We start from the raw sequence: 21,749 nt of genomic DNA on the forward strand, positions 1-21,749 counted from the left end.
GTAGCCATGGCTATCCGCTTTTTTTTGCGTGGCACTGTGATATTCGGGATCTGGGCACATGCACGAGCAACCGCTGCAACGCTTTTTCAAATCCCTGCGCGAGCGTCCGGTGTTCGCCTGGGAGCGCTTTCAGATGCGCGATGTGTTGGTGATCGACCATCCGTTGTGTCAGGCGGTGTTCAGTCGCCAGGGCGCGCAATTGTTGCATTTTCAGCCCACCGGCCAGAAGCCATGGCTGTGGTGCGCGGCCAAGTGGCCACAGGTCGGCGCCATTCGGGGCGGCGTACCGGTGTGCTGGCCGTGGTATGGCCGCCACCCTAGCGAAAATGCCTGGCCTTCCCACGGATGGGCCCGCTTGATCGACTGGAAACTGCTCGACAGCAGCACCGATGACGACGGCGTGCGCCTGCATTGGCAATTGCAGCTGTGCGACTGGCAGGTGGATTTGCACGCGCACCTGGGCGACACCCTGAAACTGCGCCTGAGCACCGAGCATCACGACGAGCTGCCGTGCCAGTTGAGTCATGCATTGCACGCTTACTGGCGTATTGGTCACGTTGATGAGGTAGCGCTGTCTGGGCTCGAAGGAGCGCAAGGTTACGACCAGCTCAATCGCCAGGTTTGCCAGCAGGAAGGTGAATTGCGGGTCGATGGCGGATGCCAGCGGGTGTTCCAGCATGAGGGCGAATTGCAGCTCAAGGACCACGCCTGGCAGCGTGAACTGTGCATCGACACCGGCGACAGCGCCGACACGGTGGTGTGGCACCCGGGGAGCCGGCCGCTGTTGGGCGTGAGTTTTAACGAAGCGTCGGGGTTTGTGTGCGTAGAGGCGGCGATGGCGGCGGCGAGCCTGGCGCCGGGGGAGAGGGCCCACTTGAGTTTGCAGGCCAGGGCAGGGGTTTAGCGGTGTGGCTGATGGCGCTATCGCAGGCAAGCCAGCTCCCACCTTTGGAATGCATTCCCCTGTGGGAGCTGGCTTGCCTGCGATAGCGCCGGTACTGCTGGTAGAGCTGCCTGCTAGTTGAATTCATCCCCAACCGGATACCGGCTGTCATTCAAACTCTCTTTGATCTTGCGCAAATGCGGCTGGAAATCCACTCCGCGACGCAGGGTCATACCCGTTGCCAACACGTCCAATACCGTCAATTGGATAATCCGAGAAGTCATCGGCATGTAGATATCCGTGTCTTCCGGCAACGGGATGTTCAGGCTCACCGTACTGGCCTTGGCCAGCGGCGAGTTTTCGGCGGTCACGCCCAGCACTGACGCACCGTTTTCCCGAGCGATACGCGCCACTTCCACCAGCTCGCGGGTACGGCCGGTGTAGGAAATGATCACGAACAACTCACCGGTGTGCGCCACCGAGGCGATCATGCGTTGCATCAGCACGTCGGCATGGGCGGTCACCGCCAGGTTGAAGCGGAAGAACTTGTGCAACGCGTCCATGGCTACGGGGGCCGAAGCGCCGAGGCCAAAGAAGTGGATTTGCCGCGCCTGGATCAACAAGTCCACGGCCTTGCTGATCAGCGCCGGGTCCAGGGCCTGGCACGCACTGTCCAAGGAGGCAATGGCGCTGCCAAAGATCTTCTGGGTGTAGGCCTCGGGGTTATCATCGGCCTCCACGGCGCGGCTGACATACGCGGCGCCACTGGCCAGGCTTTGCGCCAACTGCAATTTGAGTTCAGGGTAACCGCTGACACCGAACGAACGGCAGAAGCGGTTGACCGTCGGTTCACTGACCGAGGCGGCCTGGGCGAGGGCGGCGATCGAGAAGCGTGTGGCCTGCTGCGGGTTGAGCAGGATCACTTCAGCGACTTTGCGCTCGGCCTTGTTCAATTCTTCGAGGCGGTTCCGGATCTGTTCCAGAAGATTTCGCACGCGGTCCATTCAGTCTTTCCTTCGGGCGACGATGCAAATAAAAAGGCGGTAACCAATCGATGAGTGGCGTTTCGCGGTGGCCTATCCTACTGAGGGTAGCTGAACACCACCACTCGCAATGCGTATTTCGGGAAAATGTTGTGGTTATTACTACATTTTTCCTTGAGTGATGCCTTGAAAAAAGGTATTTGTAGCTTAACTTGATAAAAGAACAAACATCATGCCTTCGATAACCGTGGAACCCTGCACCTTTGCCCTGTTTGGCGCCTTGGGTGATCTGGCGCTGCGCAAGTTATTTCCTGCCCTTTATCAACTCGATGGCGCCGGGTTGCTGCACGACGACACACGCATCCTGGCCCTGGCCCGTGAAGCCGGCTCCGAGCAGCAACACCTGGCCCATATCGAAAAAGAATTGCGTAAATACGTCGGCAAAGAGCTCGACGAAGCCGTGGCCCAGCGTTTCCTCGCACGCCTGGCTTATGTGCATGTCGACTTCATGAAGGCCGACGACTACGTCGCCCTGGCCGAAAAAGCCGGCAGCGAGCAACGCCTGATTGCCTACTTCGCCACCCCGGCGGCGGTGTACGGCGCGATCTGCGAAAACCTGTCCAAGGTCGGCCTGGCGGAAAATACCCGCGTAGTGCTGGAAAAACCCATCGGTTCGGACCTGGAGTCGTCGCGCAAGGTCAACGACGCCGTGGCGCAGTTCTTTCCGGAAAACCGCACCTATCGCATCGACCACTACCTGGGCAAAGAGACGGTGCAGAACCTGATCGCCCTGCGTTTCGCGAACAGCCTGTTCGAAACCCAGTGGAACCAGAACTACATCTCCCACGTGGAAATCACCGTGGCCGAGCAGGTCGGCATCGAAGGCCGTTGGGGCTACTTCGACAAGGCTGGCCAACTGCGCGACATGATCCAGAATCACCTGTTGCAACTGCTTTGCCTGATTGCCATGGACCCGCCTGCCGACCTGTCTGCCGACAGCATCCGCGACGAGAAGGTCAAGGTGCTCAAGGCGCTGGCGCCGATCAGCCCCGAGGGCCTGACCACTCAGGTAGTCCGTGGCCAGTACATCGCCGGCTACAGCGCTGGTAAAGCCGTGCCGGGTTACCTGGAAGAAGACAACTCCAACACCCAGAGCGACACCGAGACGTTCGTTGCCCTGCGTGCCGATATCCGTAACTGGCGCTGGGCCGGCGTGCCGTTCTACCTGCGTACCGGCAAGCGTATGCCGCAAAAACTGTCGCAGATCGTCATTCACTTCAAGGAACCGTCCCACTACATCTTCGCCCCGGAGCAGCGCCTGCAGATCAGCAACAAGCTGATCATCCGCCTGCAGCCGGACGAAGGTATTTCCCTGCGTGTGATGACCAAAGAGCAGGGCCTGGACAAAGGCATGCAACTGCGCAGCGGACCACTGCAGTTGAATTTTTCCGACACCTATCGCAGCGCACGCATCCCCGATGCCTACGAGCGATTGTTGCTGGAAGTGATGCGCGGCAATCAGAACCTGTTTGTTCGCAAAGATGAAATCGAAGCCGCGTGGAAGTGGTGTGACCAGTTGATCGCCGGGTGGAAAAAATCCGGTGATGCGCCCAAGCCGTATGCGGCGGGGTCCTGGGGGCCGATGAGCTCCATTGCACTGATCACGCGGGATGGGAGGTCGTGGTATGGCGATATCTGAATTGAAACTGCCTCAGGGCGTCACTGCCCATGAGTACCGTACGCCTGCGCTGCTGGCCGATGGCCTGGCCAATGACGTGGCTGAGCAACTGCGCTCGGCCATCAGCGCCCGTGGCGAGGCCACGTTGGTGGTGTCCGGTGGCCGCAGCCCCGTGGCGTTTTTCCAGAACCTGGCCAAGCAGGGCCTGGACTGGTCCAAGGTCACCATCACCCTGGCCGATGAGCGCTGGGTGCCGGTCGAACACGCCGACAGCAATGCTGGCCTGTTGAAGCAACACTTGCTGCAAGGTCCGGCGGCCAAGGCGAAGTTCTTGAGCCTGTACAGCCCCGCTGCCAACCTTGAAGATGCTGCCGAGCAGGCCGATCGCCTGCTGGGCGAGTTGCCAGCCATTGATGTGCTGGTGCTGGGCATGGGCGATGATGGCCACACCGCATCGCTGTTCCCCAACAGCCCTAACCTGAGCGAAGCGCTGAAGGCCGACGGTACCCGCCGTTGCTGGCCGATGCTGGCGCCCACTGTGCCGCACCAGCGCCTGACCATGAGTCGTGCGCTGCTGGCCACGGCCAGCTACACCGTGCTGTCGATTTCCGGCAGTTCGAAATTGACTACCTTGAGCGCCGCCCTGGCCAGCGACGATGTTGCTGCCATGCCGATTCGCGCGTTTTTGCAACCTACTCTAGAGATTTACTGGTGCCCATGAGCCAAGGATCAGCCGCTATGAAAAGCCCTCAACCGACCGTGTCCATGGCGGATAAAGTTGCCTTGATCGACAGCCTCTGCGCCAAGGCGCGGATCCTGCCGGTGATCACCATCGCCCGCGAGCAGGACATCCTGCCGTTGGCCGACGCCCTGGCCGCTGGCGGTTTGACCGCGCTGGAAGTGACCCTGCGTTCCGAGTTCGGCCTCAAGGCCATTCAGGTCTTGCGCGAGCAACGTCCTGAGCTGTGCACCGGTGCCGGTACCGTGCTCGACCGTCACATGCTCGAAGCGGCAGAAGTGGCAGGCTCGCAATTTATCGTCACCCCCGGCATCACCCGTGACTTGCTGGAAGCCTCGGTACACAGCCCGATCCCGCTGTTGCCGGGCATCAGCAACGCCTCCGGCATCATGGAAGGCTACGGCCTGGGTTATCGCCGCTTCAAGCTGTTCCCGGCTGAAGTCAGCGGTGGTGTTGCTGCCATCAAGGCTCTCGGCGGCCCGTTCGGCGAAGTCAAATTCTGCCCGACTGGCGGTGTTGGCCCGGCCAACATCAAGAGCTACATGGCGTTGAAAAACGTGATGTGCGTGGGCGGCAGCTGGATGCTGGATCCGGAGTGGGTCAAGAACGGCGACTGGGCGCGTATCCAGGAAGTCACTGCCCAGGCGCTGGCGCTGCTGGACTGAACTGATTTATCGAATCGTTGTTGCTGTGCTTAACGGCATTTTTGCGGCGCACTTGGTCGGTGTGCCGCTTTTTTTTGCCTGTAAAAAAACCTCAAGCACATCGCCGCTTTGAAGGTGGGAGCTGGCTTGCCTGCGATAGCTCTTTATCAGTTAGCCCATCTTTGGCTGATACACCGTTATCGCAGGCAAGCCAGCTCCTACAGTTTTAAACGGTGTTTAGTTTGGTGATCGCGTGGACTAGTACATTGATGTCCGCCTTCGACGTCACCAGCCCCGGCGTCACCCGGATACAGGTGCCAAACGCTGCCCCCGTGCGCGTAGTGGTGAACAGGCCGTGCTCCTTGAGCAACCGGTCCACCATCGTCTGCTGATCACGCCCGATGAACTTGAAGGCTGTGATCCCGCAGTACAGTCGCGGGTCATCCGAGGTCAGTACTTCAATCCCCGGCAGCGGCCGTACCTGGTTTACCCACAGGTTGCGCAGGTAATTGACGCGTGCGCCCTTGGCCGCAGCGCCACCCAACTGTCGATGCTCTTCAAACACCAGGGGCAAGGTCATCAGCGCCGGAAAGTTCGGCGTGCTATAGGACGTACGCGCTCGCACATCGGTGGCTGGGTAGTGAAACTCGCCCATATCCGGGTCGATATCGGCCAGGCGCTCCGGTGCGATGTACAAAAAGCCCAGGGTCAGCGGCGCGCCGATCCACTTGTGCAGGTTGAAGCCTGCGAACTGAATGCCCAGTTCGGCCAGGTTGAAGTCGATCTGGCCCAAGGCGTGGGCGCCGTCGAGGATCACGTCGATTGCGCGTTCGCGCGCGGCCTTGGCAATGGCCGCAACCGGCATGACCAGGCCCGTACGGTGGGTCACATGGGTCAAGGCCATTAATCTCAGACGCGGGTACTGCACAAACGCATCGTGATAAGTCTGCACCAGGCTGTCGAAACTGGCCGGGTGGGTGTGGGCCACCTCTATCACTTCCACGCCGCGAGTCGCTGCCAGCCAGCGCATGGCGCCTTTGACCGTGTCGTATTCCAGGTCGCTGATCAGCACCTGGTCGCCGGGTTGCAGGCGGTTGTAGTTGCGGATCAGTGACTGCAAGGCTTCGGTAGCGTTACGGGTGAAAGCGACCGATTCGGGGTCGACATCAATCAACCCGGCCAACTGGCGGCGTATCTCGTTGTTTTCACCCTGCTCAAAACGCTGGCGCACATGCACAGAGTTGCTGCGGTTGATAAAGCTGATGTGCTCAAGGTACTGGGCCTGCACCGCCCGGCTCATGCGCCCGAAGTAGCCGTTTTCCAGGTTGATCGGGCCGGGCTCGTATTCATAGCGCTGGGCGATGGCGTGCCAGTGCGGTTCGTTATCGGCATTCCTTGGCATGGTGAGTCTCTCAATGGCGGGGGGCGGGTCTGCCATGTTTGGCGCGCAGTGGTTCAAGCAATTCGGACAGGCCGTTGTGGTCGATTTCCTGCATCAAGGCCAGCAAACCGCCCAGTTCCCCGTGGGGGAAACCTTCACGGGCGAACCAATTCAGGTAGGGCCCGGGCAGGTCGGCAATGATCCGGCCTTTGTATTTGCCAAAGGGCATTTGGCGGGTGATCAGCAGTTCGAGTTTTTCGGGATTCATGAGCGTCGTAGGGTTGAGGCCAGGCTTTCGAAAATACAGGCATTCTGCATGAAGGCCAAATGACAGATCATGCAAATAACCAACATACAGATGGTTCAATAATTCGTAAGATATTGAAAATAAACATAAAAATAATTTTTATAAACCTGGCACGGGCGCTGCAATAACCAAGGCAACCTTCTAACCCGTACAAGGAATTGAAAAATGACTGATATCAACAAAGAATCGATCTCCGTACTGAACGACCTGATCGAGACCAGCATCGACGGCCAAAAGGGTTTCAAGGAATGCGCTGAAGACATCAAGCATCCAGAACTCAAGGCCCTGTTTGCAAAGCGCTCCGCTGATTGCGCGACAGCCGCTGCTGAACTGAAAACTGCTGTGCGTGCCTTGGGTGGCGATCCTGAAGATTCCGGCAGCATGGCCGGCGCCTTGCACCGTGGCTGGGTCGACGTGAAGTCGATGGTCACCGGCAAGGACGAAGAGGCCGTATTGAACGAAGCCGAGCGCGGTGAAGACCACGCACTGAAGGCTTACAAGGAAGCGATCGAGAAGATCAACAAGCACAACCTGGTGGGCATTCGTGACTTGGTTGAGCGTCAGTACCACGGTGTACAGCGTAACCACGACCAGGTAAAAGCCCTGCGTAACCAGGCTCGCGCTCAGTCGTAAGACCTGAGGTAAGACCTACGCTGGACCTAGTGTGGGAGCGGGCTTGCTCGCGAAAGCGGTGGATCAGTCACTGTTGTATTGGCTGATACACCGCATTCGCGGGCGAGCCCGCTCCCACATTTTTTTATGCAAAGGCTGGAATGTAGATCAGCCGATGCTGATTGGCGGCAGCTCGGTCAGGGTCACGACTTGCTGTTTGCGTGGCGCCAGAATTTCCGCCTCGCCATCGACTACCAACTCATCACGCTGATTGAACACCCGAGTGGCAATGCGCACGCGAAACTTCGGCAGTTTCTCGAGGATTTCCAAACGCACGGTCAGGGTGTCGCCGATCTTCACCGGTTTCTGGAAGGTCATTTGCTGGCCGATATAGATCGTGCCTGGCCCAGGCAACTCGCAGGCCACCGCCGCGCTGATCAGCGCACCGCTGAACATGCCGTGGGCAATCCGCTCCTTGAACATGGTCGCCTTGGCGTATTCAGCGTCCAGGTGCACCGGGTTGTGGTCACCCGACATGGCGGCGAACAGCTGGATATCGCGCTCTTCGACGGTTTTGCTGAAGCTGGCAGTCTGGCCCACTTCAAGCGCTTCGTACGGGGTGTTGGTTACCTGGGTCATCTCAACGTGCATCCTGTGGCTTAACGGTAATTAATCGGCTGATTTTAAAGCAAAAACTATTCGCAGCGGGTGGGCCTGCGCAACGCCAGCGCCTGGTCGAGCCAGGTCAGCAGGTCGGCGGTGACTTCATCACGGTTGGTTTCGTTGAATACTTCATGGCGCGCCTGCGGGTAAAGCGTCAATTGCACGTCCTGGCAACCGGCCTCACGCAGGGCGTGGGCCAGGTGCTTGAGACGCTTGCCTTCACTCACCGGATCACGATCGCCGCCCATCACCAGGATCGGCAGGCCGGGATCAATCTGCGCCAGGTTGGAGACTTTGCTGATCTGCTGCAAGCCGCCCAACAGGTCGATCCACAGTTGATTGGTGCAACGAAAGCCACAGAGTGGGTCGTTGATGTAGTTGTCCACTTCAACCGGGTCGCGGCTGAGCCAGTCAAAGGCGGTGCGATTGGGTTTGAAGGCTTTGTTAAATGAGCCGAACGACAAGAAGTCGATCAACGCACTGCGCCCTCGCAGGCCTTGGCGTGCACGCTCGATGCGCGCAATGATTCGCGCTGCACGGTAGAGGGCCACCGGTTGGAAATTCGAGCCGCTGAGTATTGCGCCATGCAAGCTGGCGCTGTGATGCAGCAAGTACGCCTGGGAGATATAGCTGCCCATGCTGTGGCCCAGCAAGATGATCGGCAGCCCGGGGTGCTGTTGGCCGATGTGCTGATTAAGGCTGGCCAGATCGCCCACGACTTTGTTCCAGCCATCCGTTTCAGCATATAGCCCAACGGTGCCGGCCTCGGCGGTACGGCCATGCCCACGCTGGTCCAGCGCATATACGCCATACCCTGCGCCACACAACGCCTGCGCCAGGCGCGCATAGCGACCGCCGTGCTCGGCCATGCCATGGGAAATCATCACCACGGCCCTGGGCGGGCCGTCGGGCATCCATTGGTTGACGTACAGACGGGTGTGGTCGTTCGCGGTCAGCCAGAAGGTGCTGTGGTTCATGGCGGCTTCCTTTGCTCAGGGTGGTGGCATTGTATAGCTCATCCGGCGTGAGGCGGGGTATCTGCCTACGCCTTAGGTACAAGATTCATACAATCAATGACACAGTTCAGCGTCTTGCCTGTTTGGCCATAGCTGCTAACTTCCCCAAAGCTCCGCTTCTTATTGCTGCACATCTGCATGGCAGCGGCCGGACACACTCAGGTAAAGAGGACAAGAATAATGCAACCTGATTTCTGGAATGACAAACGCGCGGCGGGAGTCCCCAATGCCATCGACCTCAGCACCTACAAGTCGGTGATCGAGGTCTTCGAGCGTTCCTGCAAGACCTTTGCCGACCGTCCGGCATTCAGCAGCATGGGCATTACCCTCACCTACGCCGAGCTTGAGCGCCAGAGTGCGGCGTTTGCCGGTTACCTGCAGCAGCACACCGACCTCAAGCCCGGCGAGCGCATCGCGGTGCAGCTGCCCAACGTGCTGCATTACCCGGTTGCGGTGTTCGGCGCACTGCGCGCCGGGCTGATCGTGGTCAACACCAACCCGCTTTATACGCCGCGCGAGATGCGCCATCAGTTCAAGGATGCCGGTGTGCGGGCGCTGGTCTACCTCAACCTGTTCGGTTCACGTGTGCAGGAGGTGTGCACCGACACGGAGATCGACTACCTGATCGAAGCCAGGATGGGCGATTTCATGCCCGCCGCTAAAGGCTGGCTGGTCAACACCGTGGTCGACAAGGTGAAGAAGATGGTCCCGGCCTATCACCTGCCACGGGCGGTGTCGTTCAAGCGCGCCCTGCGCATGGGCGCGGGCCTTGGAGTGACGCGCCATCCGGTGACCCTGGACGACGTCGCCGTGCTGCAATACACCGGCGGCACCACTGGGCTGGCCAAGGGCGCGATGCTCACTCACGGCAACCTGGTGGCGAACATGCAGCAAGTGCGGGCGTGCATGTCGCAACTGGGCGACGACGGCCATCCGCTGATCAAGGAAGGGCAGGAGGTGATGATTGCACCGCTGCCGCTGTACCACATCTATGCATTCACGGCCAATTGCATGTGCATGATGGTCTCCGGTAACCACAACGTGCTGATCACCAACCCACGGGACATCGGCGGGTTTATCAAGGAGCTCAAACAGTGGCAGTTCTCCGGCCTGTTGGGGCTCAACACACTGTTTGTGGCGCTGATGGACCACCCGGATTTCAAGACCCTGGATTTCTCCCACCTGAAGATTACCAACTCCGGCGGCACCGCCCTGGTCAAGGCCACGGCGGAACGCTGGAAAGCGGTGACCGGCTGCGCCATCGGCGAAGGCTACGGCCTCACCGAAACCTCGCCAGTGGCAAGTACCAACCCCTATGGGGGCCTGTCGCGCCTGGGTACCGTGGGCATCCCGGTGCCGGGTACGGCGATGAAAGTCGTGGATGACCTGGGGCAAGAACTGCCATTGGGCGAGCGCGGCGAGCTGTGCATCCAGGGCCCACAAGTGATGAAGGGCTACTGGCAGCAACCGGCCGCCACCGCCGAAACCCTGGACGCCGATGGCTGGTTGAAGACCGGTGACATTGCGGTGATCGACACCGATGGCTATATCAGTATTGTGGATCGCAAGAAGGATTTGATCATCGTCTCGGGTTTCAACGTGTACCCCAACGAAATTGAAGACGTGATCATGGCCCACCCGGCCGTGGCCAACTGCGCCGTGATCGGCGTACCGGACGAGCGCACGGGGGAGGCGGTAAAGCTGTTCGTGGTGGCGCGGGCCCAGGGGGTGAGCCTCGAGGAACTGAAGGCGTACTGCAAGGCCAACTTCACAGGGTACAAGGTGCCCAAGCATATTGTGTTGAGAGAGTCGTTGCCGATGACGCCGGTGGGGAAAATTCTGCGCCGGGAGTTGCGCGACATCGCTTGAATTGAAATAGGGTACAAAAATGTGGGAGCTGGTTTGCCCGCGATAGCAGTGTTTCAGTCGCCTGTTGAATTGACTGATCCACCGCTATCGCAGGCAGGCCAGCTCCCACACTGTATTTTTCGCCCTTGAGAGCCTGTTCTAGAGCCATTCCTGGCGTTATAGAATTTTTGCTCTAAAAGTGACCATTGGATGTTCTTGAGTCATGTTTATGACTGTAGGGCCCTCTTTTGGCTCTAGGCGGCCCTTGGCAAAGCTGCTACTCTCGGCGCGCTTTGTGACTTCTAGGCCTGCTTGAAAGCGCCAGACTCACCTAAAAACATACACCAATAATAATCGCATCAAATGCGATGATGAATTCGCGTCGCTGAGGAGTGGGCTTCCATGAATGAAGACTTTTGGAAGGATAAGTACCCCGCCGGGATTGCTGCACAGATCAATCCAGACGAGTATCCGAATATTCAGGCGGTACTGAAGCAGTCCTGCCAGCGCTTCGCCAACAAACCGGCTTTCAGCAACCTGGGCAAGACAGTCACCTACGGTGAACTGTACGAATTGTCCGGCGCATTCGCCGCGTATCTGCAACAGCATACCGATTTGAAGCCCGGCGATCGAATCGCCGTGCAACTGCCCAACGTTCTGCAATACCCCGTCGCTGTATTCGGTGCGATCCGCGCCGGCCTGATCGTGGTCAACACCAACCCGCTGTACACCGCGCGGGAGATGGAACACCAATTCAATGATTCGGGGGCCAAGGCCCTGGTTTGCCTGGCCAACATGGCGCACCTGGCTGAAAAAGTCGTGCCCAAGACCGCCGTCAAGCACGTGATCGTCACCGAAGTTGCCGACCTGCTCTCGCCGTTCAAGCGCGTGCTGATCAACAGCGTGATCAAGTACGTGAAGAAAATGGTCCCGGCCTATCATCTGCCCCAGGCCATCAAGTTCAACGACGTACTCGCCAAGGGCCATGGCCAGCCGGTCAACGATGCCAGCCCGGCCAGCGGCGATGTGGCCGTGCTGCAATACACCGGCGGTACCACCGGCGTGGCCAAGGGCGCGATGCTGACCCACCGCAACCTCGTCGCCAACATGCTGCAATGCAAGGCGCTGATGGGCTCCAACCTCAATGAAGGCTGCGAGATCCTGATCACGCCGCTGCCGCTCTACCACATCTATGCCTTCACCTTTCATTGCATGGCGATGATGCTGATCGGCAACCACAACATCCTGATCAGCAACCCGCGCGACCTGCCGGCGATGGTTAAGGAACTGTCGAAGTGGAAGTTCAGCGGCTTCGTCGGCCTCAACACCCTGTTCGTGGCACTGTGCAACAACGAGGGTTTCCGCAAGCTGGACTTCTCTGCGCTGAAGGTCACCCTGTCGGGCGGCATGGCGTTGCAACTGGCTGCGGCGGAGCGTTGGAAGGCTGTGACCGGCTGCGCGATCTGCGAAGGCTACGGCATGACCGAAACCAGCCCGGTGGCTACGGTCAACCCGATCCAGCACATCCAGATCGGCACCATCGGCATTCCGGTGCCTTCCACCGCGTGTAAAGTCATCGCCGACGACGGTACCGAGCTTGCACTGGGCGAAACTGGCGAGTTGTGTGTGAAAGGTCCGCAAGTGATGAAGGGCTACTGGCAGCGCCAGGACGCTACCGACGAGATGCTCGACAGCGAGGGCTGGCTGAAGACCGGCGACATCGCGATCATCCAGCCAGACGGCTACATGCGTATCGTCGACCGCAAGAAGGACATGATTCTGGTCTCCGGCTTCAACGTCTACCCCAACGAGCTGGAAGACGTGCTGGCGGGCCTGCCGGGTGTGCTGCAGTGTGCGGCTATCGGCGTACCGGATGAAAAATCCGGCGAGCACATCAAATTGTTCATCGTGGTCAAGCCAGGGGCTACCCTGACCAAGGACCAGGTGATGGAACACATGCGCGCCAACGTCACCGGCTACAAGGTGCCCAAGGCCGTCGAGTTCCGTGATGCGCTGCCGACCACCAACGTGGGCAAGATCCTGCGGCGTGAATTGCGTGATGAAGAACTGAAGAAACTCGGTCTTAAAAAGTAACCCATAAAAAACCCCGCCGATGCGGGGTTTCTTATGGGGGGCGCTGGCGAAACACTTACCCCCTGTGGGAGCTGGTTTGCCTGCGATAGCGCTACAGCAGCCACTGCTGTATCGCCTGACTCACTGCTATCGCGGGCAAGCCCGCTCCCACAGGGTTACCGGGGTTACAGCGCGAACTGCGCGAAGCTCACACCCGCACCGGCGGGGCGTACGTCCTTCAAGAACGAGTCCTTATCCGCGCTTAGCTCCAGGGTAATCTCCGGCTTGCGCTTGCCCGCATTGCGTACCACCAGCCCTTCGAGTTTTTCACGCAGGAACACGGTCGGCACCTTCAGGTGCAGCAACTGGTCGGTGTCGGCGTTGTGCATCAACAGGTGGATCCACTCGTACTGGCCTACGGCAATACGCCCCACCGGCAGGTCGAACCACCAGATGTTGCGTTTGCGGTCCAGGTCGGTGAAGTGGCAGTTGTTGACGCCGAGTACGGCACCGCCCAGTTCCTGGTTTCTGCGGGCAATGGCCTGTGCTTTATTGAGTTTCATAACCTTCCTACGGGATCTGTTATTCAGCGTTGCAGCCTGAATGTGCCGGGCATTCTCGTGGGTTGGCTGCAAAACATAAAGCCAAACCTGCCGCTTGCGATGAAATGCTTGCGCAAAAATAATTGAAACTCTGCCGTTGCGCTTCAGGTCAACCGCTACGTAGTGACCAAAAACCATTTGATTGTTATCAGGAGTAATACCATGAGCAGCACTTCCGATAAGGTAAAGGGCTTGGCGAACGAAGCTGTCGGTAACATCAAGCAAGGCGTCGGTAAAGTCACAGACAATGACAAGCTGCGTGCTGAAGGCGTGATCCAAGAGAAAAAAGGCGAAGCTCAGCAAGCAGTGGGCAAGACCAAGGACGCAGTGAAAAAAGCCACTGAGTAACATGTCCTGGCTGGCTGAACCCAGCAGCCCGACGGCCATCCACGGATGGCCGTTTTTGTATCCGGTGCTGCAACTAAACTTTCGAAATTGTTTCAAAGTCGCCAAATGGGCTACTTTGATGTAGAAAACGGCCCCTGAGTCGCCCACGAACTCAACCTCTTTTGCGGCGAAAGGAGACGCTATGCTTTTTCCAGTACTCGATGGTCTCAAGCTGCACAAGGTGCTGGTACGCACCATCAAGGAATTCGTCGATGACGAGATGCCTACCTACGCCTCGGCACTGGCCTACCAGATGCTGTTCTCTTTGTTTCCGTTCCTGCTGTTCCTCATTGCTCTGATCGGCTTCCTGCATTTGCCCGACTTCTTCAGTTGGCTGCGCCTGCAATCGGAGCTGGTGTTGCCTCCCCAGGCGCTGGAACAGGTCAACCCGGTGATCGATCAGTTGCAGCAGTCCAAGGGCGGCTTGCTCTCGGTGGGTATCGTTATCGCCCTGTGGACGGCCTCTGCGGGCGTGCGCCTGATGATGAGCGCCATGAACGCCGCCTACGATGTAGTTGAAGGTCGGCCGATCTGGAAGCGTTTCCCGCTGTCGATTTTCTACACCGTGGGTATCGCCGGCATGCTGCTGGCGGCCGCCGCGCTGATGGTGCTGGGCCCGCAAGTCATGGAGTGGCTGGCCGGGCAGATCGGCATGCAGGAATTCGTGGTCACGCTGTGGACCATCCTGCGCTGGCCGCTGATTGTGATCTTGCTGATGTTCGCCGTGGCCCTCATGTACTACGTGATGCCGGACGTCGAACAGGAATTCCGCTTTATCACCCCCGGCTCCGTCTTGGCCGTGGTGGTATGGATCGTCGCCTCCCTTGGCTTTGGCTACTACGTCAAGACCTTCGCGGACTACAACGCCATGTATGGCAGTATTGGTGCGATCATTGTCTTGCTCCTGTATTTCTACATCTCTGCCGCCGTACTGCTGCTGGGCGCGGAGATGAACGCGGTGATCGAGCATATGTCTGCCGAGGGCAAGGACCCCGGTGAGAAGGAAATAGGCGAGCCGGGCCACACCGATGAAAAACAACACGTCTCTGGCTTAGGCCGGGACCACTCCAAGCCTATGACCGAGCCTGAACAATGATCCGTGAAATCCTGAAAATGGGCGACGAGCGCCTGCTGCGTATCGCCCCGCCGGTGCCGCCGGAAATGTTCGACAGCCCGGAGTTGTGGCAACTGATCGACGATATGTTCCAGACCATGGAGCACGTGGGCGGCGTTGGCCTGGCGGCGCCGCAGATTGGCGTGGACCTGCAACTGGTGATCTTCGGTTTCGAGGCCAGCGAACGCTACCCGGACGCGCCGCCTGTGCCGCAGACCATCTTGATCAACCCGCTGATCACACCGCTCAGCCCGCTGCAGGAAGAGGGCTATGAAGGTTGCCTGTCAGTGCCCGGCCTGCGCGGCGCCGTGAACCGTTACCAGCAGATCCGCTACGAAGGGTTCGACCCCAAAGGCGAGCCGATCGTACGTTTTGCCGACGGCTTCCATGCGCGGGTGGTGCAGCATGAGTGCGACCATTTGATCGGCAGGCTGTACCCATCGCGGATTACCGACTTCAGCAAATTCGGATTTATTGAAGTGATGTTCCCGGAGCTGGACCCAACGGCTGACGAATAGCCCTTCTGACACACTCACAGTTCAACTGTGGGAGCTGGCTTGCCTGCGATGGCGGTGGGCCAGCTACCTTATTTGTAGCTGATACACCGCCATCGCAGGCAAGCCAGCTCCCACATTGGATCAGTGTTTTGGGGCATTGAGCCCCATCGCAATCATCGGTTTATTGCGCTTGTAACGCACCAGCCGCTCACTCAGCGATTGCGGCAAAACCGTGTCCTGGCTGAACCCCATGCCCTGATACAACCCTTCCAGGTCCGGATGGCACAGCAACCAGACAGTCTCCTCACAACCTGCCACGGCCTCGCTAATCAGTCGCGCCGCCAGCTGCTGGCCACGATAAGTCGGCGCCACAAACACCCCCGTCAGCCACTGCCCACCCATCACCGGGCTCAAGCACAAGCCGGCCACGATCTCGCCATCTCGCACTACCCACAAACGGCCGCCCTTGAGCGCTTTCATCGATGAATTGTGGCTGCGGTAAAACTTGTTCAGCAGTGGCCATAGAGGCTCGGCCAGCGGTTCGATGTGCAATGGGGGCATGGGGTTCAGACAAGCGTTATCCAGGGCAGGGGATTATAAGCGCCTTCTGCCGGGCAATAGGTGGTATACCCAGTGCTACATCCCCTGTTAATGGAGCATGCATCATGGCCAAAGGTATGGATTCAAAGAAAGCCGCGAAGAAAAAACCGGCAAAGACCGCGGATGAAAAACGCGCGGACAAGAAGACCAAAAAATCCGAAGCAGGCCTTTTCGGTCACTGAGTTACACGCTTAGAACCAAACGATCTGCAAGATTTTCCCGCCTCATTGCACAGAGCAGGAAACACCTGCTCTGAGCTGCCGATGGCCAATTACCTTGATCCGACCCACCGCCGGGAAATCGAAGCCCTGGCGACGACCTTTGTGGCAAGAACCGAGTGGCCGACCTGGCTGCTGTTGATCGGCGTATATGCCGGCTGGTTTGCGGTGATCCTTGGCAGCCGGTGGCTGGGCCTGTGGCTGAGCATGTTGCTGCTGATTCCGCTGCTGACCCTGTGGCTATCGGTGCAGCACGAATTGCTCCACGGCCATCCGACCCGTTCGTTATGGCTGAATAAACTCCTCGGCTATGCCCCTTTCGCGGTGTGGTATCCCTACACGCTGTACCGCGACAGCCACCTGTTGCACCATAACGACCATGACCTGACCCTGCCGGGCATCGACCCGGAAAGCCGCTACCTCAATCAGCAGCAATGGAACAACAGCTCACTGTTCGAACGTGGCGTGCATTGGCTGACCAAGACCGTGTTTGGCCGCTTCCTGCTGGCTGCGCCGTTGGCCATTGGCCGGTTGGCACGTCACGAGTTTCAACGCCTGCCCCAGGTATGGCCGATGTGGCTGGCCCACGGCGCCGTCACTGTGCTGATGCTGAGTTTCATCGCCTACTACAGCGCGCTTGCGGTATGGCATTACCTGCTGCTGGTCAGCGTGCCAGCCTTGTCCCTGGCCTCGATCCGTTCCTTCTATGAGCACCGCCCCCATCCCCGGCCGGAACAGCGCACAGTGCTCAACGAAGCGTCCTGGCCCTGGGCCTGGCTGTTTCTCAACAACAATCTGCACCTGGTGCACCACGATCTGCCAAAGTTGCCGTGGTACCTGCTGCCCAGGGTGTACCGTGCCCGGCGCGAGCAGTGGCTGGCGCGCAGCGGTGGTTTCCTGGTGCAAGGGTACGGCCAGTTGATCAGCCGCCACGGCCTCAAGGCCATCGACAGTCCCCGGCACCCGTTTGCCTGAGAGACGACCATGAGTGAGCACTACGCCGACCTGCGCATGTACGTTGCGCCCGAGCCCATCCAGCAGGCCAATCAACACTGGCTGGCGCGCATCCTCGAGCGCTTGAAGTTGCATCGTCTTGATGCCGACCACCTCGACTTGCCCGGCCTGTGGCTGGCGCCGCAATTGCTCGTCAGCCAAACCTGCGGCTACCCGCTGATGACCCAACTGCGCGGCCAGGTGCGCATCATTGGGCGCCCCCGTTACGAGTTGGCCCACAGCAGCCACGGCGAACATTGCAGCCTGCTGTTGACTCGCGCTGACAACCCGCGTACCCGCCTGGCGCAGTTCTACCAGAGCCGCGGCGTGATCAACGACCACGACTCCAACAGCGGCATGAACCTGCTGCGTGACTGCCTGGCGCCGTTGCAGCGCGACGGGCGGTTCTTCGCCAGCGTCGGCATCAGCGGCGCCCACCGCGAGAGCTTGCGTTGGCTGCGTGAAGGCCGCGCCGACCTCGCTGCCATCGACAGCGTCACCTACGACTACCTCGCCCGATTCGCCCCCGAAGAGGTCGCGGGCCTGCGCGTCATCGCCCGCAGCGCGCCGAGCCCGACTTTGCCCTACATAGGCGCGCTGGGCTTGAGCGATGCGCAGGTAGCGCAGATTCGTGAGGCGATGAACCTGGCGTTGCAGGACCTGCCGCAGGTGGCGCAAACCCTCGGTGTCCGAGCTGTGCTTCCTGCCAGCGAAGATGACTACCAGGTGGTGTTGGATTACCAGCGTAAAGCCGCCAGCATCGGCTATCCGGTACTTCAATAAGGTTATATAAAAATACGTTTTAAATATTATTAAAGCATAAGAAGCCTTGCTAGGATTGCTTCACCGGAACACCGGACATACCGCGCAACCTACTCAGAAGGAGCCACTATGTCCGGCGCCGATCGTGCTCACAGCGACTACGTGGGCTCACTGTTTCGCATTCATTACCCTTGGCTGTGCAGCCGCTTGCACCGCTACCTCAACTCCCGTGCCCACGCCGAAGACATCGCCGTCGACGCCTTTGTCCAGCTCCTGAGTGCACCTCAGCTAGCGCCAATACGAAAGCCCCGCGCATTGCTTACCACCATTGCCCAGCGCCTGGTGTACCAGGTGTGGCGCCGGCGTGACCTGGAGCGTGCCTACTTCGCTGCGTTGGATGACGATGCAGCCTGCACCGAGGATCGGGCCCAGGTACTCGAAGCCCTGCAAGCCATCGATCTATCGCTCGACCGCTTGCCGGCCAAGGTCAAGACGACGTTCCTGTTGTCTCGCGTCAACGGCCTGACTTACCCCCAGATTGCCGCCGAACTGGGGATTTCCCAGCGCTCGGTCAGTGACTACATGGCCCGCGCTGTTACCGGCCTCGAATCCCACACTGACGGTGCTCACTTTGAATCTGAATCGAACCACCAAGAGGCAACTTATGAAAGCAATCAAACACCTGCTGGGCAGTTCGCTGCTGGCATTGGCGGTACTGGCGCAACCCACCTCGGCGGCCGAACCTTCCACGCTGCGCATCGGCTACCAGAAAAGCTCGGTCAGCATGGTGCTCGCCCGTGAGCACAAGCTCTTCGAAGCCGCACTGCCGGGCACCCAGGTGCAGTGGACCGAATTCCTCGGTGGCCCGCCGCTGATCGAAGCGCTCAACGCCGGCAGCCTGGACATCGGCAATATTGGCGATATCCCGCCGATCTTCGCCCAGGCGGCCGGGATCGACTTGCAGTATTTTGCCGTCGAGCCTAACGAGGGCAAGGCCGAAGCAGTGCTGGTGCCCAAGGCCAGTGCCGTGCAGAACGTGGCCGAACTCAAGGGCAAGCGCGTGGCATTGCTCAAGGGCTCCAGTGCCCACAACCTGTTCCTCAAAAGCCTGCTGCACGCCGGGTTGCAGTGGAAGGATGTGAACGTGGTGTACCTGTCGCCTTCCGACGGCCGCGCCGCGTTCGAACAAGGCAAGGTGGACGCATGGGTGGTGTGGGACCCGTACTACTCGGCCGCCGTGATCGACGGCTCGGCACGCGTGCTGCGGGACGGGCAAGGGTTGAACCCTGCGGGTAGTTTCTTCGTGGTCAACCACCCGTTTGCCAAGCAGCACCCAGGGGCCATCGACACGATTATCCAGACGCTTGGCAAGGCGCAGCGCCTGTCGCTTGATCAGCCCGACGCGAGCATCACGCTGATGGCCGGCACCCTGGGCCTGCAACCGGCGGTGGTCAAAAGCTACTTCGAACATCGCTCGCCCGAGCCGATCCGCCCCTTGGCGGCCATCGACATTGCCAACCAGCAACGCACCGCCGACCTGTTTTTTGCCAACGGCCTGATCCCGAAAAAAGTCGATGTGCAGCAGGCTGTCTTCAAGCCCCTTGGCCATCCATGAGCCAGACCCCTGAACCGATCAGTGTGGGAGCTGGCTTGCCTGCGATACAGACACCTCGGTGTATCAGATGAGCCGAGGTGATGCTATCGCAGGCAAGCCAGCTCCCACAGGTTCAGATCGCAGCCAGGGTCTCTTTCATTGTCTGGGCTGGCGAGACAGTAGCCTTCGCCGCCACCTGCTGCTGTTGCTGCTCCTTCAAACGCTCGGCCACTTGTTTGGCGATGGCGTCTTGTTTGTCCTGGGGCATCGCCTGCACTTGTTCTTCGGTCAGCCCTTGTTCCTTGAGTAACTGTTCACGAATACGTTCGGCTGGGGTCTTGCTCATGTATTCGGTGAACTCGGTACGCGCCCCATTAGTTGTGGCCTGTAACTGCACGCGAGTCTTGGCGAAGGCTTCGTCGATGCGATCGCTGGCCTTGTCCAATTCCCTCTGCGCGGCGGGCACTGTCACGCTGTGTTGCGCAGCCTGCAGGGCGCCGCTGTACAGCGCACTGGCGGCGGCGTTGGCGGGGTCCATGTCGGGTCGCGTGATCTGTTGCACGTTCGACGCCGCTTGAGTGTTGTTAACCAGCATGATCGTTCACCTATGAAAACAGACGGTGCGACAGCTGGAGCAAATACTGTGCCGGTTGCCAGACCCCAGTGTTTACTGGGGCTGGCGTCGTCGGCGCGGCAAGCCTTCTCCTTGTGCGGCCAACCGTTGCCGTCAGTGAGCGATGTTCTCCAGCGCCAGGTTGCGCGTGCGCGGCCCAAACCAACTGATGGTAATCATCACGATCAACATGCTGCTGGCAATAAACGCCAACACGCCCGGCGTGCCCAGGTGCTCGAGGATAAAACCGATCAACAGGCTGCTGAACACCGTGGATAAACGGCTGAACGAATAGCAGAACCCGACCGCCCGCGCACGGATATTGGTGGGGAACAATTCGCTCTGGTACGAGTGATAACTGAAGCTCAGCCAGGCATTGCAGAAGGTGATCATCACCCCGCAGAAAATCAGCCCTAACGCTGTGGTTTGCAGGGCAAACAGGCTGCCGAAGATCACTGCACCCATGGCCGAGCCGACAATTTGCCACTTGTTCTCAAAGCGGTTGGCCACCTTGACGAACAACAGCGGGCCCAGCGGGTAGGCGAGGGTGATGATGAAGGCATAGAGCAGGCTGTGGGTCACGCTGACACCCTGGCCCGAGAGCAAGGCCGGCAGCCAGTTGCCGAAGCCGAAGAAGCCGATGGCCTGGAATACATGAAACACGATCAGCATCAAGGCGCGGCGACGGTAGGGCGGCTGCCAGATATCGGCGAAACGGCCATTGCCCTGCACGCTGATCGCTTCGGGTTCAGGTTCGTCCAGCGGCTTGCCGTGGTCCTTTCGGCAGCGTGCCTCCAGGTTGTTCAGGATCGTGTCGGCCTCTTCGAAGCGTCCCTTTTGTGCAAGCCAGCGCGGTGACTCCGGCAGGCGCTTGCGCAGTTGCCAGATAAACAGCGCAAACACCGCACTTGAGAGCACCACCCAGCGCCAGCCCGCGATACCGAACGGCGCCTGTGGCACCAGCCACCACGACATCAACGCCACGGCCGGCACCGACAGAAACTGGATAAAAAACGCAAAGGCAAACGCCGAACTGCGCATACGCTTGGGCACCAGCTCCGAAAGGTAGGCGTCGATGGTTACCAGTTCGATACCCAGGCCAATGCCCACCAGAAAGCGCATGCAGATGATGCCCACGGCCGAGGTCTGGATGCCCATCAACACTGTGGCCACTGTGTACCAGACCAACGCAAAGGTGAAAATCGCGCGTCGCCCGAAGCGGTCAGCGATGGGGCTGAGCAGGCTGGCGCCGAGGAACAGGCCGAGGAACGTGGCCGAGGCGAAAGCGGCTTGGTCCGAAAAGCCGAAAACACCTTCGCTGCCGGTATGAAAAATTCCGTCGCTGATCAGGCCAGGGCTGATATAGGCGGTTTGGAACAGGTCATACAGCTCGAAAAAACCGCCGATGGAGAGCAACGCCACCAGGCGCCAAATAGTGGCGACGGCGGGCAGGCGGTCGATGCGGGCGCTGATGTGGGCGGCGCGGGTGGGGTCTGAGACGCAGGCGGCGAGTGGGGGCATGAATAACCTTCAGTTGGGCGA

The 21,749-nt window shown here is 59.5% G+C and carries 23 protein-coding genes; 14 read left to right on the forward strand and 9 right to left on the reverse strand.

Annotation, left to right across the window (positions count from 1 at the left end):
• The first annotated feature begins 58 nt into the window (after positions 1–58).
• Entirely contained in the window at positions 59–904 is an 846-nt protein-coding gene (locus JJD66_RS12575) for a D-hexose-6-phosphate mutarotase (protein WP_200648293.1), read from the forward strand.
• 113 nt (positions 905–1,017) lie between these two features.
• On the opposite strand, the gene JJD66_RS12580 is transcribed toward JJD66_RS12575, so the two are convergent.
• On the reverse strand, positions 1,018–1,878 hold the full coding sequence (locus JJD66_RS12580) for a MurR/RpiR family transcriptional regulator (RefSeq protein ID WP_169856377.1): 861 nt from the start codon (positions 1,876–1,878) through the stop codon (positions 1,018–1,020).
• Between the two features lie 220 nt (positions 1,879–2,098).
• Here JJD66_RS12580 and zwf point away from each other — a divergent pair, with 220 nt between their 5' ends.
• Genes zwf through JJD66_RS12595 form a run of 3 tightly spaced genes read left to right on the forward strand, consistent with a single transcriptional unit; the run spans position 2,099 to position 4,948 of the window.
• Positions 2,099–3,565 (forward strand): glucose-6-phosphate dehydrogenase, encoded by a 1,467-nt coding sequence (zwf, locus tag JJD66_RS12585; RefSeq protein WP_034128521.1) that lies wholly within the window; start codon positions 2,099–2,101, stop codon positions 3,563–3,565.
• A complete protein-coding gene (gene pgl, locus JJD66_RS12590) occupies positions 3,552–4,265 on the forward strand; it encodes a 6-phosphogluconolactonase (RefSeq protein WP_034128520.1) in 714 nt (237 codons plus the stop codon). Before zwf ends, pgl begins: the two co-directional genes overlap by 14 nt.
• A 17-nt stretch (positions 4,266–4,282) precedes the next feature.
• Complete coding sequence (locus tag JJD66_RS12595; protein WP_026067364.1) at positions 4,283–4,948, forward strand: bifunctional 4-hydroxy-2-oxoglutarate aldolase/2-dehydro-3-deoxy-phosphogluconate aldolase; 666 nt, start codon at positions 4,283–4,285, stop codon at positions 4,946–4,948.
• 205 nt (positions 4,949–5,153) lie between these two features.
• Here JJD66_RS12595 and JJD66_RS12600 read toward each other — a convergent pair whose 3' ends face one another.
• Both JJD66_RS12600 and JJD66_RS12605 read right to left on the reverse strand, forming a co-directional pair.
• Positions 5,154–6,329 carry an aminotransferase class V-fold PLP-dependent enzyme gene (locus JJD66_RS12600; RefSeq protein ID WP_200648294.1) on the reverse strand — a complete coding sequence of 392 codons (1,176 nt, stop codon included), beginning with the start codon at positions 6,327–6,329 and terminating at the stop codon, positions 5,154–5,156.
• Positions 6,330–6,339: 10 nt separating this feature from the next.
• The gene (locus JJD66_RS12605; protein WP_003193750.1) at positions 6,340–6,576 is read right to left on the reverse strand and encodes a DUF3820 family protein; all 237 of its coding nucleotides are present in this window, start codon (positions 6,574–6,576) and stop codon (positions 6,340–6,342) included.
• Positions 6,577–6,780: 204 nt separating this feature from the next.
• Here JJD66_RS12605 and JJD66_RS12610 point away from each other — a divergent pair, with 204 nt between their 5' ends.
• A complete protein-coding gene (locus JJD66_RS12610) occupies positions 6,781–7,248 on the forward strand; it encodes a ferritin-like domain-containing protein (RefSeq protein ID WP_003193748.1) in 468 nt (155 codons plus the stop codon).
• A 147-nt stretch (positions 7,249–7,395) separates the two neighbouring features.
• Here JJD66_RS12610 and JJD66_RS12615 read toward each other — a convergent pair whose 3' ends face one another.
• Both JJD66_RS12615 and JJD66_RS12620 read right to left on the reverse strand, forming a co-directional pair.
• Complete coding sequence (locus JJD66_RS12615) at positions 7,396–7,866, reverse strand: MaoC family dehydratase (protein WP_003193747.1); 471 nt, start codon at positions 7,864–7,866, stop codon at positions 7,396–7,398.
• 56 nt (positions 7,867–7,922) lie between these two features.
• Entirely contained in the window at positions 7,923–8,867 is a 945-nt protein-coding gene (locus JJD66_RS12620; protein WP_198714540.1) for an alpha/beta hydrolase, read from the reverse strand.
• A gap of 219 nt (positions 8,868–9,086) precedes the next feature.
• Here JJD66_RS12620 and fadD2 point away from each other — a divergent pair, with 219 nt between their 5' ends.
• Together fadD2 and fadD1 are read left to right on the forward strand one after the other, a co-directional pair.
• Positions 9,087–10,775: a long-chain-fatty-acid--CoA ligase FadD2 gene (fadD2, locus tag JJD66_RS12625; RefSeq protein WP_054918241.1), complete on the forward strand. Its 1,689-nt coding sequence runs from the start codon at positions 9,087–9,089 to the stop codon at positions 10,773–10,775.
• Between the two features lie 381 nt (positions 10,776–11,156).
• Entirely contained in the window at positions 11,157–12,848 is a 1,692-nt protein-coding gene (fadD1, locus tag JJD66_RS12630) for a long-chain-fatty-acid--CoA ligase FadD1 (RefSeq protein WP_200648295.1), read from the forward strand.
• 164 nt (positions 12,849–13,012) lie between these two features.
• On the opposite strand, the gene JJD66_RS12635 is transcribed toward fadD1, so the two are convergent.
• Positions 13,013–13,390, reverse strand: a complete 378-nt coding sequence (locus tag JJD66_RS12635) for a hypothetical protein (protein WP_003193739.1) — start codon at positions 13,388–13,390, stop codon at positions 13,013–13,015.
• A gap of 201 nt (positions 13,391–13,591) precedes the next feature.
• Here JJD66_RS12635 and JJD66_RS12640 point away from each other — a divergent pair, with 201 nt between their 5' ends.
• From JJD66_RS12640 to def, 3 genes are all read left to right on the forward strand, one after another.
• The gene (locus tag JJD66_RS12640; protein WP_003193737.1) at positions 13,592–13,777 is read left to right on the forward strand and encodes a CsbD family protein; all 186 of its coding nucleotides are present in this window, start codon (positions 13,592–13,594) and stop codon (positions 13,775–13,777) included.
• A 181-nt stretch (positions 13,778–13,958) separates the two neighbouring features.
• On the forward strand, positions 13,959–14,912 hold the full coding sequence (locus JJD66_RS12645) for a YihY/virulence factor BrkB family protein (protein WP_032895581.1): 954 nt from the start codon (positions 13,959–13,961) through the stop codon (positions 14,910–14,912).
• Positions 14,909–15,448, forward strand: coding sequence for a peptide deformylase (def, locus tag JJD66_RS12650; protein WP_034128513.1), 540 nt, complete (start codon positions 14,909–14,911; stop codon positions 15,446–15,448). The genes JJD66_RS12645 and def overlap by 4 nt, the downstream gene beginning before the upstream one ends.
• A 120-nt stretch (positions 15,449–15,568) precedes the next feature.
• Here the strand turns inward: def and JJD66_RS12655 are convergent, their stop codons facing one another.
• A complete protein-coding gene (locus JJD66_RS12655) occupies positions 15,569–15,988 on the reverse strand; it encodes a GNAT family N-acetyltransferase (RefSeq protein ID WP_200648296.1) in 420 nt (139 codons plus the stop codon).
• A gap of 302 nt (positions 15,989–16,290) precedes the next feature.
• Between JJD66_RS12655 and JJD66_RS12660 the strand changes: the two genes are divergently transcribed.
• The 4 genes from JJD66_RS12660 (at position 16,291) to JJD66_RS12675 (ending at position 19,615) form a co-directional block, all read left to right on the forward strand.
• A complete protein-coding gene (locus JJD66_RS12660; protein WP_200648297.1) occupies positions 16,291–17,220 on the forward strand; it encodes a fatty acid desaturase in 930 nt (309 codons plus the stop codon).
• A 9-nt stretch (positions 17,221–17,229) separates the two neighbouring features.
• Positions 17,230–18,021, forward strand: coding sequence for a phosphate/phosphite/phosphonate ABC transporter substrate-binding protein (locus JJD66_RS12665; RefSeq protein WP_200648298.1), 792 nt, complete (start codon positions 17,230–17,232; stop codon positions 18,019–18,021).
• Between the two features lie 108 nt (positions 18,022–18,129).
• Positions 18,130–18,801 carry a sigma-70 family RNA polymerase sigma factor gene (locus JJD66_RS12670; RefSeq protein WP_232914626.1) on the forward strand — a complete coding sequence of 224 codons (672 nt, stop codon included), beginning with the start codon at positions 18,130–18,132 and terminating at the stop codon, positions 18,799–18,801.
• A complete protein-coding gene (locus tag JJD66_RS12675; protein WP_232914628.1) occupies positions 18,707–19,615 on the forward strand; it encodes an aliphatic sulfonate ABC transporter substrate-binding protein in 909 nt (302 codons plus the stop codon). The genes JJD66_RS12670 and JJD66_RS12675 overlap by 95 nt, the downstream gene beginning before the upstream one ends.
• A gap of 112 nt (positions 19,616–19,727) precedes the next feature.
• On the opposite strand, the gene JJD66_RS12680 is transcribed toward JJD66_RS12675, so the two are convergent.
• Both JJD66_RS12680 and JJD66_RS12685 read right to left on the reverse strand, forming a co-directional pair.
• Complete coding sequence (locus JJD66_RS12680; RefSeq protein ID WP_200648299.1) at positions 19,728–20,189, reverse strand: hypothetical protein; 462 nt, start codon at positions 20,187–20,189, stop codon at positions 19,728–19,730.
• A 132-nt stretch (positions 20,190–20,321) separates the two neighbouring features.
• On the reverse strand, positions 20,322–21,728 hold the full coding sequence (locus tag JJD66_RS12685; protein ID WP_200648300.1) for an MFS transporter: 1,407 nt from the start codon (positions 21,726–21,728) through the stop codon (positions 20,322–20,324).
• Positions 21,729–21,749: the final 21 nt, after the last annotated feature.

The organism is Pseudomonas sp. MF6751 (assembly GCF_016613265.1).
GTDB classification, from domain to species: Bacteria; Pseudomonadota; Gammaproteobacteria; order Pseudomonadales; family Pseudomonadaceae; genus Aquipseudomonas; species Aquipseudomonas fluorescens_BV.